Below are 14,538 nucleotides of genomic sequence, written 5' to 3'. Positions count from 1 at the left end.
GGTAAGGCTAAAAGGCGGGGCCACTGGAAAGCGTGGCCTTACCCGCCGGCCGGCTTAGGCCACCGCTCCCCCCAAACAAAACAACTTCACCACAACGGGCGGTTGGGATCGGCGGGTCCCGAGGCGCGCGGCGCAGGTTCGTGGGCTTCGTCGATATTGGGGGCGGTTTTGTGGCGTGCGGTGCGGGTTTGCGCTTCGTCGATGAGGCGTGGGTTTTGGGGCGTGCGGTGCGGGTGCGGTTTCGTCGATAGGTGTGGGGTTGGGGCGCGGTGGGGAATGTGGTGAGGCGTTCTCGCACGGCGACCTGGGGTGGGGAGTTAGTCGTCGTTGTCGGAGTTCCAGGATTTGTCGGCTTCGTCGGCGGCTTTGGTGCGGGCGCGGGCGATGTCGAGGGCTTGTTCGGCGGTGGCTCGGTCGGGGTAGGGGCCGAGGAGGTCGACGGAGCGGGAGCGGGTGCCGTGTTCGACCTGGTTGGTGCGGGTGTTGTAGTACCAGCCGGGGTCGGGTTGGGGGTCTTGGGTGGCCATGTGGATCAGCTAACCCCACGTGGGGGCTTGTTGCACGGGGAAGCCGCGCGGTGGGGTGTCCTGGTTGGCGTTGTGGTGCTGGCTGGGGATCGGGTCGAGGCAGGAGACCAGGACTTCTTGGCGTTCCGGGTTCTCGATGCGGCGGCCGTTGCGTTCGCGGTAGACGAGTTCGCCGTCGGTGTCTATCTCCACCATGCAGCCGACTTCGGCGAGTTGGTCTTCGTCCAAATCCACCAGGCGTTCGCGGCGGGAGGGGATGACGCGGTATTCGGGCCAGTCGAGGTGGGCGTAGACCTGGTGGAACTCGTTGAGGAGGTGGACCATGTGCTGCTGCCAGGGCAGCGGCATGGCCTCGGCCAGGGAGCGGGGCAGCACCACGTAGCCCTCGGTGACGCCGGGGCGGGCGGCCGTGTTCAGCGCGTCGCGGACGGGGGCGCCGGAGGCGGGGGGGCCGGGGTGCCGGGGGATGGGGCCCGGGGGGTACATGTTCACAAGCGCTCGCCTCCTAGACACCCGGCCGCACGGCCTGGTGCATCAGTTCCGCCTCGGTCCAGGAGACCGGGCGGATGTGCACGGGTACGCCGGTCTGCTGGGCCTCCACGATCTTGCCGTCGCCCAGGTACATGGCGACGTGGTGGATGGTGGCCGGGTTGGCCGTGTCGTACGCCCAGAACAGCAGGTCACCCGGCTGGGCCTGCTCGACGGGCAGCAGGGCGCCCGCGCGGTACTGCTCGCGGGACGTGCGGGGCAGGTCGACGCCGCCGGTCCGGTACGACTGCAGCATCAGGCTGGAGCAGTCGTACGAGTCCTGCTGGTCGGTGGGGGCGCCCCACACGTACGGCTTGCCCTGCTGGCCGAGCGCGAACTTCAACGCGGTGCCCGCGGCCTGGGTGGGGGCGGGCAGCAGGTTGCCGAAGCCGGAGCCGCAGCCGGTGAAGTTCGACACCTGGCCGAGTTGGCCGATGAGCGTGGCCGCCATCGCTTCCCAGCGGTGGTAGCGGTCGGGGAACGCGGACCGCTCGACGTCCTGGGCGGAGTCGCCGGGGCGTTGGGTGTCCCAGCCGGGCACCGCCAACAGCACGTCGTAGAACTTGTTGATCTCGTAGGTGGGGTTCTGCAGCTCCGCGAGCGAACCCCAGCCCATCGAGGGGCGCATCTGGAAGATGCCGACCGAGTCGCGGTCGCCGTAGTCGATGTTGCGCAGGGTCGACTCGGTCATGCCAGCCTGGATCGCGACCTGCCAGGCGCGCGAGTTCAGGCTGCGCTGCTTGCCGATGCTGATGATCAGGGCGACGATGCCGCGCTGCTCCTCGTTGAGCGCGGCGGCGTCGGCGGCGCCGGAACCCGCCGGGCCGGTGCTGGCCGGACCGAGCGCGGCGTTGCAGTTGGACAACCCGGCCGCCTGCGCCTCGGCGGCCTGGTCCTGCTGCACGACCTGGGTGACCGCGCCGGTGCTGATCACGGTGGTGAACACCGCGACCACCACCGTGCCGATGATCAGGAAGGTCTTCATCCGGTGGCCTGCTGGTAGTCGGCGACCTTCCAGCCCTTGCCGGTGTCGATCACGGTGACGTGCAGGGTGCCGCTGTCGGTGGGGACCTCGACGTCGACCGACTTGGCGGAGGCGACCCCGGCGCGCACCGGCCCGGTCACCTTGGTGGCCGGGATGTTCGCCGGGTCGATCGTCGCCATGACGCCGATGTACTCCTCGGTGGTGAACGGCCGCAGCCGGTCCAGCCAGTCCTTCGCGGTGATGCCCGCCGGGTGGTCGACCCAGCGCTCCGCCCACTTGGAGACGGTGTCGAGCGCCTGCGGTGACGCGGACGTGGTGGTCGGGGTCGGGGTGGCGGTGAGCCGGGTGGGGAGCGCGCTGGTGGTGGTCTGCGCGCCGAGACCGCCGTCGGGGACCTGCCCGGGTTTGGTGGTGGGCGTCGCCGAGATCGACGGCGCCGCGGCCGCGGTGACGTTGGCGCCGCGGGGGCCGATCAGTTTCGGGACGATGACGCCCCCGGCGGTCAACACGAGCGCGGCCACGAACACCGCCACCCCTAAGTGCCGGGGTGAGCGCAGCGGCCACCCCCACAGCTTCCGGTACACCGCGGCGCGGCCGCGGTTGGTGCGGATCGGCACGGGGTCACCTCACCACGGAGTCGGTCTCGCGGGGGCCGTCGTGCAGCGGCATCCGCCTGCGCGGGGCGTTGTCGGCGACCTCGAGGCCGCGTGACGGCCGGTAGACCACGTGCACCGGCCTGCCCGCGACCATCTCGACGTCGGCCACCCGCGGGGTCGGGGTCGGCTGGACCTCGACCGGGGTCTCGAACTCGCCGCGCCTGCTGGGCACCATGGACGGGATGACGACGGCGTCCTCGCCGCGGTCCCAGCCCCGGTCGGCGACCGGGGCGGTGTCGATGACGCGGCTGGCGCGGCTCTCGCCGATGGACAGCCGGGTGGGGCCGCCGCGGCCGGGGAGGTTGTTGAGCACGACCTCGCCCTCGATCTGGGTGCCGGGACCCGCGGACTCGATGCTCGGTCGGGGGCCGCCGATGTTGGCCCGGGAGCGCCGGATGTCCATCCGCTCGGCGTGCACGGTGATCGGGTTGCTGGCCTCCGGCCGCGGCCTGCGCCCGCCGGAGCGGGTGAGCGCGTTCGCGGCGGCGGTCTCGGCGGACTCGTCCTCGCGCACGTGCTCCCAGAACTCGTCCTGCGGGGTCGGGCCCTGGTGCTTGTTGCGCCGGAACCGGGAGAAGATCCCGGACCCGGCGGCGGGCATCGACCCGCCCGCGGCGCCGACGGAGAGCTCCAGCATCTGCCACATCCGCCGGGTGGGGCGGCCGACCAGGAAGAACACCAGGGTGACGATGGCGGCGAGCAGCATCTGGGTCAGCAGCGACAGCTTCGCGGCCGGGGAGAAGATCAACTGCAGGAACTTGAAGTGGATGCCCGCGAGCATGGCCAGCACCAGCACGTTGAGCACGACGGCGCCGACCGCACGGCCGACCTTGCGCAGGATGTCGTGGTGCAGCAACGCGACCAGGCCGATCACCGGGGCGGTCAGCGCGAGGATGCGCAGCAACAACTGGGCCAGCAACACGGCGAGCTTCGCGAACAACTGGAACAGCGAGTACACGATGGCCTGGAACAGGGCGAGCACCCCGGCGCCGGTGCGGGAGCCGCCGGTGCCCTTGAAGTAGTCGGTGGCCGGGCCGAGCTGGGTGGCGATCGTCTTGTACTCGTTCTTCTTCGCCTGCTCGGCAGCGTTGTCGGCGTCCCGGCCGGACACCAGGTCGTCGCGGGTCCACGCCTGCGCGTCGAGCAGCTTGCGGCCGAAGTCGCGGGCCTGCGGGGAGTCCGGGCTGCCGAACTCGCCGCGCAGCCAGTTCTCGTAGACGACCTTGTTGTGCAGGTCGGTCGGCAGGATGTGCCGGACGACCCGGTCCTCGTCCGGGTCGACGAACCCGGCCTGGATGCCGGTGGTGGTGCGCACGATCAGGTCGTCGATGTGGTCGTAGTTGGCCACCAGCACCGCCGACGAAGCGGCCAGCCACATGCCGCCGAACGCGAACAGCGCGCGTTTGCTGACCGTGGCGAGGTCGCCCTTCCAGATCTGCCGGAACAGCAGGATCGCCAGCAGCAGCGCGAAGATGGAGAACAGTTGGGTGTAGATGTTGTTGAAGACCGAGTCGGCCGCCTTGCCGATCTGGTCGTTGAGCCCACCGAGGACGCCGCCGGTCATCAGCGTGTAGTGCAACGAGTTCGTGGCGCCGACGATGTTCTTCGCCATGTTGAACATCTCGTTGCCCGCCCAGTTGTCGATCGTGGCACCCGGGTCGGTGACGCCCGCGGGCACGATGCCGCCGCAGGACTCGTTGTAGACGTTCCACTCCATGCCCGCGTACCCGTAGATCAGGTACGGCGAGTCGGCCTCGCCGTTGCCCTGCGGCGGGTCGATCGCGCCGACCATGCCCGCGCCGGGGCGTTCCGGGTTCGGCACGCAGGAGTCGTTCGCGGTCTGGGCGAACGCGGGGCTGCCGATCGCGGCCTGGAAGACGAGCACCCCGACGACGGCGAGCATCGACCAGCCGCGCTTGGTCAGGGCGAAACCCTGCCGTCTGCGCCGCCGCCGCGCCGCGAGCAGCAGCGTGGCGGCGGCCAGCACCAGGAGCGTGATCATGTGACGTCCACCAACCTCGCTTGGCTCGGGGCAACGGGCACCATCTTGATCAACTCAGTCAACCGCTCCGGACCGCGGACCGGGTCCGCGCGCCGGGTCATGCCGCGTCCTCGCGACCGCGCTTCTTGCCGCCGCCCGGCTCGTCCCCGCCGGTGCCACCGCCACCGGGCACCGGCTCGCCGACGAAGTCCTCCTCGGTCAGCCCCAACTCGAACTCGGCGGCCCGCTCGAACTCCTCGTCCGTGGGCAGCGCGCCGTCCACCGGCTCGAACTCGTACTCGCTCGGCGGGGTCGGCGCGGGCAGTTCCGCCTCCACCTTCTTGGTCCTGGCCACCTCGCGCTGCGCGTCGGGGGTGGTGTCCATGACGGTGCGCAGGTGGTCGAGGTGGTCGCCGGACAGGTCGATGCGGATGCGCTCCACCCCGCCCGCGCCGTCGCCGAAGATGAACTGGCGCGGCGAGGTGTCCCGCTCGGTCGCGCCGCGGTGCGCGCCCGGCCTGCGGCCCAGGCTCGCCACCACCTGCTCATAGCCCGCGCCGACCGGGACCTTCAGCAGCCGCAACGCGTCCGCCTGGGCCTGGTCGTCGTCGAGGCGGCCGATGAACACCGAGTCCAGCAGCGTCACGAAACCCTGGATCTTCAGGAAGTCCGCCGGGATCTGCGACGACAGCAGCACCCGGACGTTCCACTTGCGCGAGTCGCGGGCGAACCGGTTCATCAGCACCCGGCCGGTCGGCACCTCGGACAGGAAGAACGCCTCGTCGATCCAGACGCCCTTGCGCATGTCCTTGGGCTTGTCGTAGATGGAGCGCTGGGTCAGCCAGGCGGCCAGGTTCAGCATCTCCACGCCGAGCGCCTCGGCGTCGGTCCAGTGCTCGCGGCCGACCCCGTCCTTGGGCAGGGTCAGGCCCGCCATGGTCAGCACGGTCATCCGGTCGTCGCGCTGCTCGTCGTACGGGTCGGCGCCGCGCTCGGGGATGAGCAGCGACATCCGCTCCTTCATCTCGTCGAGGAAGTCGGCGACCACGACGGCGTGCTCGTGGTGCTCGCTGGCGTCACGGCGCAACGCGTCGAACACCAGGCTCGGGTCGGCGTCGACGCGGCCGCCGACGGCGCGGACCGCGCGCAGCAGCACGATCCGGCTCTGCGGCAGCCGGGCCACCTCGTACGGCAGCAGACCGGTCAGCACGTCGAGCACCAGGCGGCGGCGGGTCGCGGCGGCCAACGCCTTCTCCCGGCGCCAGGCGCGCTCCGGGTCCTCGTCGTCGAGGAAGTGGTCGATCTTGGGCTCGGCGACCACCCGGTACGGGTTGAGGATGCCCGCCTGGGCGTTGAGCAGGTTGATCGGCCGCGCGTACGGGCGCAGCTCGGGCAGGTCGCACAGCCGGGCCAGCGGGCCGGACGGGTCGAGGATCGTCCAGTGCGCGCCCGCGCGCAACGTCTTGTAGACGACCGCGCCGCCGAGGAAGGACTTGCCGCCACCGAGACCGGCGACCATCGCGGTCAGCCCGGAGCCGTCCCGGATCTCCTGCGCCATCCACGGGTCCCACGCCACCGGGCGACGGGTCGCGGTGCAGGTCTCGCCGAGCAGGATGCCGCGCCGGTCGCCGACCTCGGCCGTGGCCGTCGGCACCGCGGACGCCGCCCAGATGACCGAACCCCGGCGCAGGTAGGCGCTCGACGCCAGCGGCTCGCCCGGGATGAACTCGCGCGCCATCGCGTACTGCGCCTCGGGGTGCTCGATGGCGACCTTCGGCTTGTACAGGTCCAGCAGTTGCTGGGCCAGCCGCAGCGCGTCCCGCTCGGTCGGGCCGGAGATCGCCAGCCGCCACCACGAGCGGACCCGGGTGGCCAGCGCGGTGAAGCCCGAGGTCATCTCGTCGTCGATCTCCAGCACCCGGCTCGCCTGCCGGGCCAGCGACTGCGGCGGTTCCAGCTCGTGCTCGTCGGTGTAGTGCTTGACCTGCGAGCGGACCTTGTTCATCTGCCGCTGCAGCTCGCCCTGGACCTCTTCGGGCTTGCGCACGTAGATCCGGGCCGACCACTCCACCGAGGCGGGCAGCCGGTCGCTGCGCTGCACCCACGGGTCGTCGATCTCCGGGATCTGCAGACCGTGCATCATGCCCACGGTCAACACGGTCACGTGCCGGGTGACGCCCGCGTTGGACCCGGTGCGACCGCGCACGGTGACCGTGGGGGCGTACGGGTCCTGGTGGAAGTCGGCGGCGTCGGTGAAACTCGCCAAGTCCTCCGGCTCCCACGCGGCCCCCGGCACCGCGGGCATGTTGCGCGGCGCGGGCAGGCCCAGCGAGCAGGACCGGTGCATCAGCCAGGACATCTCCTCGGCGGTGGCCGGGCGGCCCTCCAGGCCGGCCGAGCCGATCACCTGGTCCAGGTGCTCGACCTCGCTCTCGACGGCCAGCAGCTCGGCGTCCACCGCGTCCGGGAAAACCTTGCGCAGCAACGGGGCCGCGCGCTCGACGGCCCGGTCGACCACGTTGCGGGTCTGCACCTGGACGCCCAGGTACACCTCTTTCTCGGCCATCGACCGGCCGAGCAACTGCTGCTGCTCGCCGATGAGGTAGTCGTCGAAGCTCAACGCGCCCGGCACGTCCGGCAGCCGGTTGACCGCGTTGTGCACGTGCGCCTCGGCCCACATCCGGATCGGGTAGGGGCGGGTGGTGACCCGCAGGTGCAGCCAGCGGCCGGACAGCTCGGCGTACTGGCCCGCGATGGCGGCGATCAGGTCCTGCCGCTGCGAGTCGGACCGGAACGACCACCGCTGCGGCGCCAGCCGGTACCAGGCGTAGACGTCGGTGCCGGTGCGCAGCAGGTGTCCGTCGATGGTTCGGGCGGCGATTTCCGGGGTATAGCTGGGAATGGAGCCCTCCCCCGGCAACCGCTTGGTCCTGCGGGGTGCCTGCGCCTGTTGGTAGCGGGCGCTGTGCCGGGTCCGACCCGACTGGGACGCGCGGTCCTGCGGGTGACCCGCGGGCTGTGGCGCGAGCGCTTCCGGCCCGCGCTTACGGCGTCCGAACACCGCTGACCTCCCTGTTCCTCGTATTCCTGGCGTATCCGGAACCGCGCGCCTGTTGTTGCGCGCCCGAGCGGGCGGCCCTGGCGCGCCTGCGGGCCTCTTCGGCCCGGCGGGCGGTCTTCGCGCGACGCCGGTCCGAGCCGCGCCGCTTGCGCCGCGGCGGCTCGGCGCGCACCCGCAGCCCGGCGGCGCTCACCGCGCCGCCCTGGCCGGAGGTCGTCTCACGCGGGGTGTTCAGCTCGCGCACCCACATGGTGAGCACGGCACCGAGCGGGCGTTCGTGGCTGATCCGCGAGCAGATCACCATGGTCAGCGCGATGGTGGCCACCAGACCCCAGGCGAACGACCAGAACAGGCCGATCCCCAGGTTCCGCAGCACGGTCAGGGCGAGGAGGAAGACGACGGTGCCCACGCCCCACGCCACATACCTGGCCCGGAACGGGAAAGTGGCTTTGGGCGGGCCGAGCCAGACGGCGTCGACCCGGTACACCTCGTCGTCGGTGCGTATCCGCACGTCGGTTCACCGGGCCTGGATCAGCCGGTGAACAGGCCGGCGAGCCACCGGCCGATTCCCTCACCGGCGTTGGTGACGGCCAGTCCCACGATGGCCAGCGCCACGATCACACCGCCGAGGCGGCGCATCACGCCCGCGTTGTCGCCTTTGCCGCCGCCGAGCCACAGCAACAGCAGCGCCACCACCAGGAGCAGCAGCGGGATGATGTTGTTGAGGATCCAGGTGCGCAGGTTGCCCGTCTCCAGGCCACCCGATCCGGGTTGCTGCTGCTGTTGGGCGAGGTCGATGAGGGCGGCGATGGTCGGGGTAGTCATGTCGATCTCCCAAGTGCGCGGAGGCGGCCGGGGCGTCGGGCTCCCGCGCGGCAGGTCTGAGCGGTGCCACTCGAGTACAGCACGAACGGCACATCGTTGTCATTACTAACGGTAGCTACAGGGATGCGTTCCGTTGATCCACGTGACCTCTCTCTGTCCCATCCGGCTGCCATCTGACCACACCATCATCATCCTGGGCAGGCCGGTCAGGACCCACGACCACCCGATTTTCCTAGTCCCGCCCCTGTTTCACCCAGGCGCGGGAACGCCGGCCACTGACAGTGATGCAATTCACAGCATATTCCCGGGCGAGCCGCGTGCGTAGTTACTCCAATCGGTGTAGAGGCCAATCGGGGGTCACGCGCTCGGGCGAGCCCGAGCGGGCCCACCCACCGAAACGGATCAAGACCACAAGAGGGTACCGAGCCACCTCGCGGCGCCGACACGCCCAACCACCCCGGAGATCATCAGTGGACCGGGCCACCACGGCTGCGCCGATTCGCAACCCGGTCGCGCCCGCCCCGGGATCCGGGGCGGGCGGGCGAGTCGACGTGTAAGCCGGATCCTGTCCCGGGGCTGCGCCCCGGTGGCGACCATCCATCTAGACCTGCCGTCGCCGGCAGGTTCGTGCGGCCTACCCGCAGACTCGGGCGGGCAGCCCTCAAACGTCTGCGCAGGGGCCTCGCGGCCCCCTCTTGGCCTTGCTCCGGGTGGGGTTTACCTAGCCACCCCGGTCACCCGGGGTGCTGGTGGTCTCTTACACCACCGTTTCACCCTTACCCGGCCAGGTTGTGGCCGGGCGGTCTGTTCTCTGTGGCACTGTCCCGCGAGTCACCTCGGGTTGCCGTTAACAACCACCCTGCCCTGCGGAGTCCGGACTTTCCTCGTCGGTGCGGTGCACCGCCGCGGCCGCCCGGTCGACTCGCCCGCGACGACAGGATACGGGGGTCCACCACCCGGTCCGCACGTCCCACGGGGTGGACGCCGTTGAGCGGCGCCGACCCGGCCTGGTCTACTGCCGACCATGTCCGGTGACCGGGTACTCACCCGACGCAGGCACGTGGACTTCCTGCTGCTCGCGGGCGGTGGCTGTAGTCGCTGACGACCCAACCCAACCCGGTTAGTCGGCACTCCACCCCCAGGGGGACCCCGTGGGCTCGATCCTGATCATCTCCGGCAGCCCGTCCACCACCGCCCGCGCGGGCGTGCTGGTCGGCCACGTCGCGGCGGAACTGCGCGCGGCGGGCGAGCAGGTGCGCGTGCTGAGCGTGCGCGACCTGCCGACCGTGGCGCTGCTGGCCGAGAACACCACCGACCCGGCCATCTGCGCGGCCATCGACGAGGTGACCGCCGCAGACGGACTGGTGGTGGCGAGCCCGGTCTACCGCGCGGCGTACAGCGGTCTGGTGAAGTCGCTGTTGGACCTGTTGCCGTCGGGCACGTTGGTGGGCAAGGCGGTCCTGCCGTTGGCCACGGGCGGCACGCAGGGGCACCTCGTCGCGATCGACGGCGTGCTGCGGCCGCTGCTGTTCGCGATGGGCGCGACGAAGGTCCTCGCCGGGCACTTCGTGCTCGACCAGATGATCGCCGACGAGCACGAGGGCTGCTACGTGCGACCGCTGGCCGCGGCGGCGCTGACCGAGGTGCTGACCGGGTTCACCGAGACCGTGCGGCGCAGGCGACCCGCGGTGGTGCCGCTCACCGGCTGAGCGAGCCGAGCTAGGTCAGGTGTGAGACGTCGTTGACGAGCCGCACGGAAGCGTTGCCGTCCGGGTAGAACTCGACGATCGACAGCGACGCCAGGTCCAGGTGCAACCGGAACAGCAGCGACGGCCCGACCGCCAACCCCAGGCGCAGCAACGACTTGATGGGGGTCACGTGGCTGACCACCAGCACGGTGCGCCCCGCGTACCGGTCCAGCAGGTCGTCACGGGCCCCGGTGACCCTGCGGTGCACGGCGTCGAAGCTCTCCCCGCCCGGCGCGGCGACCGAGGTGTCCGACAGCCAGCGCCGGTGCAGGTCGGGGTCGCGGGTGGCGGCCTCGGTGAAAGTCAGGCCCTCCCACCGGCCGAAGTCGGTCTCCAGTAGACCGTCGTGGGTGCTGACCCGACCTCCGGTCGCGGTGGCCACGGCGGCGGCGGTGCGCGACGCGCGGCGCAACGGTGAGGCGACGATGGGGGTGTCCGCGTCGACCCCGGCCAGCTTCGCGACGCGGCGCGCGGCGGCCTCGGCCTGCGCGACACCGAGGTCGGTGAGCGGGACGTCGCCGCGGCCGGAGTAGCGGCGGTCGACCGACAGCTCGGTTTGCCCGTGCCGCAACAACAGGATCTTGGTGGGGGAGCCGGTCGCACCGGTCCAGGTGGACGGCGACGCGGTGCGCGGGGCGGGCTCGGGCGGGGCCTGGCCGTCCATCGCCCGGTTGGCGAGCCGGTCGGCGTGCTGGTTGCGCTCGCGCGGGATCCAGGTGTACGTGATGTGCGCGAACCCGGCGGCGATCTCCCTGGCCGCGGCGGCCAGCGGCTTCATCGACGGGTGCTTGACCTGCCAGCGGCCCGCCATCTGCTCGACGACCAGCTTGGAGTCCATCGCGACCTCGACCGAGTCGGCGCCGACCTCGGCCGCGGCGCGCAGCCCGGCGATCAGGCCGCGGTACTCGGCGACGTTGTTGGTCGCCACCCCGATCGCCTCGAACCGCTCGGCCAGCACCTCGTCGGTGTCCGCGGCGCGCACGACGGCCCCGTACCCGGCCGGGCCGGGGTTGCCGCGCGAACCGCCGTCCGCCTCGACGCGCACCCTCACAGGCCGGACTCCGCGGTCCGCACCATGATCGCGCCGCACTCCTCGCACTCGAGGACGTCGTCCGCGGCGGCCTCCCGGATCCGGGAGATCTCCCTGGCGTCGAGCTCCAACCGGCAGGCGCCGCAACGGCGGGCCCGCAGCAGCGCCGCCCCGATCCGGCCTTGGCCGACCCGGCGCTCGTACTGGGCGAGCAGGTCGGCGGGCAGGGTCGGCAGGATCTTGGCCCGTTCGGCGGTGCGCCGGGCGTCGTTGGTGTCGATGTCGGCGAGGTTCTCGTCCCGGCGGTGCGTGGCGTCGGCCAACACCTGTTCGGCCTTCTCCCGCGCCACGTCGGCGTGCTGGGCGTCCAGGGCGACGGCCTCGCGCCGCTCCATCAGCTCCAGCAGGTCGTCCTCCAGGACGCTCTGCCGCCGCTCCAGCGAGTGCAGCTCGTGTTCGAGGTCGGTGAGCTGCTTGGCGTTGAGGGTGCCGCCCTGCAGCAGCTTGCGGTCGCGGTCCTCGCGGGCGCGGACCGCGTCGATCTCCTTCTCCTGCCGGGTCACCTCCCGGTCGAGGTCGTCGAGCTGGGTGCGCACGGCGACGCCTGCGTCCCGGCGGGCGCGCACCGCCGCCTCGGCCGCGGTGATCTCGGCCAGCTCCGGCATGGTGGTGCGGCGGTGGTGGACCCGCGCGAGTTCGGTGTCGACCTCGGCGAGGTCGAGCAAACGGCGCTGGGCGGCGGGATCGGCTTTCACCCGGTGAACCTCCCGGTTCGGCTCGGTGCCCCGGCGGCCTGGGCGGTCCAGGGATCGGTGCGGCGAATGGAGACGTCGACGGTGACCGTACCGCCGAGCGCGGCGCGCAGGACCGCCGCCGCCTGGCCGCACCACGGCCACTCACTGGCCCAGTGGGCTACATCGACCAACGCCGGCGCGCCCGGTAGGGCTGTGTGCTCGCTGGCGGGGTGGTGCCTCAGGTCCGCGGTGACGAACGCGTCGACCCCGGCCTCGGTCGCGACGGTCAGGTATGAGTCACCCGCGCCCCCGGACACCGCGACGCGCTTGATCGGCCGATTGGGGTCGCCTGCCGCTCTTACCCCACCTTCGGTATACGGCAGAGCTTCGGCGACTCTCTCTACGAACACGGCGAACGGTTCGGCCTCACTCAGCTCACCGATCCGCCCAATCCCGGTTTTACCGTCGGCGTTCGGGTTAAGCGGCCCGGTTACCGTCAACCCGATGGCTTCCGCGAGCGCGTCGGACACACCCGGGTCGGCCGAGTCGGCGTTCGTATGCGCGCAGAACAGGGCGACCCCGTTGCGCACCATCTTGTGCACGAGCGCCCCTTTCGGCGTGTCCGCCGGGACTCCGTGCACGCCTTTGAGCAGCAGCGGGTGGTGCGCCACCACCAACTGGGCGCCGTTCGCCACCGCTTCGTCCACTGTGGACTGTGTTGGGTCGACGCACACGAGCACCCTGGTCAGCTCGTCCGCCGGGTCGCCGCAGACGAGCCCGACCGCGTCCCAGCTCTCCGCCAACCCCGGCGGGTAGGCCCGTTCCAACGCCGCGACCGCGGCACCGACCGTCGTCACCGCACAACCTCCACCGCCCGCAACGCCGCGATCAACGGCCCGCACTCCTGCGGCGACCGCACCGCGATCCGCAGGTGGTTCGGCCCCAACCCGGGGAACGTGTCCCCCCGCCGCACCGCGATCCCCCGCTCCAGCAACTCCCGCCGCACCCGCTCCCCATCCGCCACTTCGATCAACACGAACGGCGCCCGCGGCTCCCCCAGCACCAGCGCGCCAAGCTCGCCTTGGAGCACCCGCCGGTGCGCCTGCGCGTCCACCGCCGCGACCTCCGCCTCCGCCACCGCGGGCGCCTCACAACACGCCACCACGGCCTCCAGGGTCAACGTCCCCACCGGCCACTGTGGACGGTTGCGGCTCAGCGCCGCCAGCAGGTCCGGGTGCCCGACCGCGTACCCCGCGCGCAACCCCGGTAACGCCCAGGTCTTGGTGAGGCTCCGGAGAACCAGGGTGTTCGCGGCCCCCACCACCGACTCCGGCTCCCCCGGCACCGCGTCCATGAACGCCTCGTCCACCACCACGGTCGACTCGCGCGCGATCTCCCGAATCCGATCCGCCGGGTGCAACGTCGACGTCGGGTTCGTCGGATTCCCGATCACGACCAGATCGGCCTTCCCCACCTTCTCCGGGTGCAACCGAAACCCGTCCGCTTGATCCAGCAGCACCCGCTCCACCGGCACCCCCGCGTCCCGCAGCGCCACCTCCGGCTCGGTGAACTGCGGATGCACCACCTTCGCCACCCGGGGCCGGAGGTTCGCCAACAACACGAACCCCTCCGCCGACCCGTTCAGGATCAAAACCTCATCCGGCGCACACCCGTGCCGGTCCGCCACCGCCACCCGAGCCCGCTCGTCATCCGCCTTGGACGGGTACGCCCCCACCCGCTCCAACGCCCCCACCAACCGCTCCCGCAACCACCCCGGCGGCCGCCCCCCACGCACATTGACCGCGAAGTCCACCAGCCCCGGCCGCACCGCCACGTCCCCGTGGTACCTCAGCAAATCATCGCTGGTCATCCCGGCAATCCTAGGCCCAACACCCCCGCCACCCCACCACCGACCCCGCCCGCGAACCCCCCCCCCCACCCATCCCACACCCACCCCAGCCGCCAACCCCAAACCCCACCCCCGTCACACAACACGCACCCCAGCAACCAAGCGACCCCAGCCACCTCGCCCCACCCCGGCGACCAACCCACCCCCGCGCCACCAGCCCCACCCGCGCCTTGCCACCTCAACCCAAACCCACGACACACCTCACAACCGCGCCCCCGCTCCTGCCCAACTCACTCCGTGCACCCCCCGCGCCAGTCCACACCCCACTCAAACCAGCCCGAGCCGCCCACCAGAACCACCCCATCCAGCGATTGACACCCACCCCCACACCCCCAGGGCGGCCCCCACCCTTCCCGGGGGGCGTCCCCGAGGCCAGTCTACCGGCCCCCACCGACAGTCGATCTCCACAAGAGCAGCAAACACCCTCCCCTGTGGATAACTCACATCCCCGAACCGGGTGAATTCCGAAACCCAGCGCCAGGGATTTCCGCTGGTCAGGCCCGCGCAACATCCAACAAGATCCACTCCGGACCGGGGTCGACCGGACCCCTTGC

General features: G+C 71.4%; 13 protein-coding genes and 1 other RNA gene. 1 reads left to right on the top strand and 13 read right to left on the bottom strand.

From position 1 onward, the window contains the following. Nucleotides 1–317: 317 nt before the first annotated feature. The 9 genes from H504_RS0132370 to rnpB all read right to left on the bottom strand — a co-directional run bounded on the left by H504_RS0132370 (nt 318) and on the right by rnpB (nt 9,488). Nucleotides 318–527: a hypothetical protein gene (locus tag H504_RS0132370; RefSeq protein WP_026426189.1), complete on the bottom strand. Its 210-nt coding sequence runs from the start codon at nt 525–527 to the stop codon at nt 318–320. Nucleotides 528–536: 9 nt separating this feature from the next. Then, nucleotides 537–1,013 (bottom strand): hypothetical protein, encoded by a 477-nt coding sequence (locus H504_RS0132365; RefSeq protein WP_035307334.1) that lies wholly within the window; start codon nt 1,011–1,013, stop codon nt 537–539. Between the two features lie 19 nt (nt 1,014–1,032). Continuing rightward, nucleotides 1,033–2,040 carry a C40 family peptidase gene (locus tag H504_RS0132360; protein ID WP_026426187.1) on the bottom strand — a complete coding sequence of 336 codons (1,008 nt, stop codon included), beginning with the start codon at nt 2,038–2,040 and terminating at the stop codon, nt 1,033–1,035. Further along, complete coding sequence (locus H504_RS0132355; RefSeq protein ID WP_026426186.1) at nt 2,037–2,657, bottom strand: hypothetical protein; 621 nt, start codon at nt 2,655–2,657, stop codon at nt 2,037–2,039. Before H504_RS0132355 ends, H504_RS0132360 begins: the two co-directional genes overlap by 4 nt. A 4-nt stretch (nt 2,658–2,661) precedes the next feature. Further along, entirely contained in the window at nt 2,662–4,698 is a 2,037-nt protein-coding gene (locus H504_RS0132350) for a hypothetical protein (protein WP_026426185.1), read from the bottom strand. A gap of 97 nt (nt 4,699–4,795) precedes the next feature. Next, nucleotides 4,796–7,597 carry an ATP-binding protein gene (locus tag H504_RS0132340; RefSeq protein ID WP_245614552.1) on the bottom strand — a complete coding sequence of 934 codons (2,802 nt, stop codon included), beginning with the start codon at nt 7,595–7,597 and terminating at the stop codon, nt 4,796–4,798. A 124-nt stretch (nt 7,598–7,721) separates the two neighbouring features. Then, nucleotides 7,722–8,249, bottom strand: coding sequence for a hypothetical protein (locus H504_RS0132335; protein WP_026426183.1), 528 nt, complete (start codon nt 8,247–8,249; stop codon nt 7,722–7,724). A 20-nt stretch (nt 8,250–8,269) separates the two neighbouring features. Then, entirely contained in the window at nt 8,270–8,563 is a 294-nt protein-coding gene (locus H504_RS0132330; RefSeq protein ID WP_035307305.1) for a hypothetical protein, read from the bottom strand. Between the two features lie 538 nt (nt 8,564–9,101). Beyond that, an RNA gene (gene rnpB / locus H504_RS39240) (RNase P RNA component class A) lies at nt 9,102–9,488 on the bottom strand. A 226-nt stretch (nt 9,489–9,714) separates the two neighbouring features. Here rnpB and ssuE point away from each other — a divergent pair. After that, complete coding sequence (gene ssuE, locus H504_RS0132325) at nt 9,715–10,272, top strand: NADPH-dependent FMN reductase (protein WP_026426181.1); 558 nt, start codon at nt 9,715–9,717, stop codon at nt 10,270–10,272. 10 nt (nt 10,273–10,282) lie between these two features. Here the strand turns inward: ssuE and H504_RS0132320 are convergent, their stop codons facing one another. From H504_RS0132320 to cobC, 4 genes are read right to left on the bottom strand one after another with little or no spacing between them, the layout of a single operon-like run. After that, on the bottom strand, nt 10,283–11,356 hold the full coding sequence (locus H504_RS0132320; protein ID WP_026426180.1) for a bifunctional RNase H/acid phosphatase: 1,074 nt from the start codon (nt 11,354–11,356) through the stop codon (nt 10,283–10,285). A 2-nt stretch (nt 11,357–11,358) separates the two neighbouring features. Continuing rightward, nucleotides 11,359–12,096: a zinc ribbon domain-containing protein gene (locus tag H504_RS0132315; protein WP_026426179.1), complete on the bottom strand. Its 738-nt coding sequence runs from the start codon at nt 12,094–12,096 to the stop codon at nt 11,359–11,361. Beyond that, a complete protein-coding gene (locus H504_RS0132310) occupies nt 12,093–12,932 on the bottom strand; it encodes a Nif3-like dinuclear metal center hexameric protein (RefSeq protein ID WP_026426178.1) in 840 nt (279 codons plus the stop codon). The genes H504_RS0132315 and H504_RS0132310 overlap by 4 nt, the downstream gene beginning before the upstream one ends. Continuing rightward, nucleotides 12,929–13,945, bottom strand: coding sequence for an Rv2231c family histidinol phosphate aminotransferase CobC (gene cobC, locus H504_RS0132305; protein ID WP_026426177.1), 1,017 nt, complete (start codon nt 13,943–13,945; stop codon nt 12,929–12,931). The genes H504_RS0132310 and cobC overlap by 4 nt, the downstream gene beginning before the upstream one ends. Nucleotides 13,946–14,538 lie beyond the last annotated feature (593 nt).

Origin of the sequence: Actinokineospora inagensis DSM 44258 (genome assembly GCF_000482865.1) — a bacterium.
GTDB lineage: Bacteria > Actinomycetota > Actinomycetes > Mycobacteriales > Pseudonocardiaceae > Actinokineospora > Actinokineospora inagensis.
The sequence above is the reverse complement of the archived record's forward strand: the minus strand, read 5'-3'. Positions and strand labels throughout refer to the sequence as shown.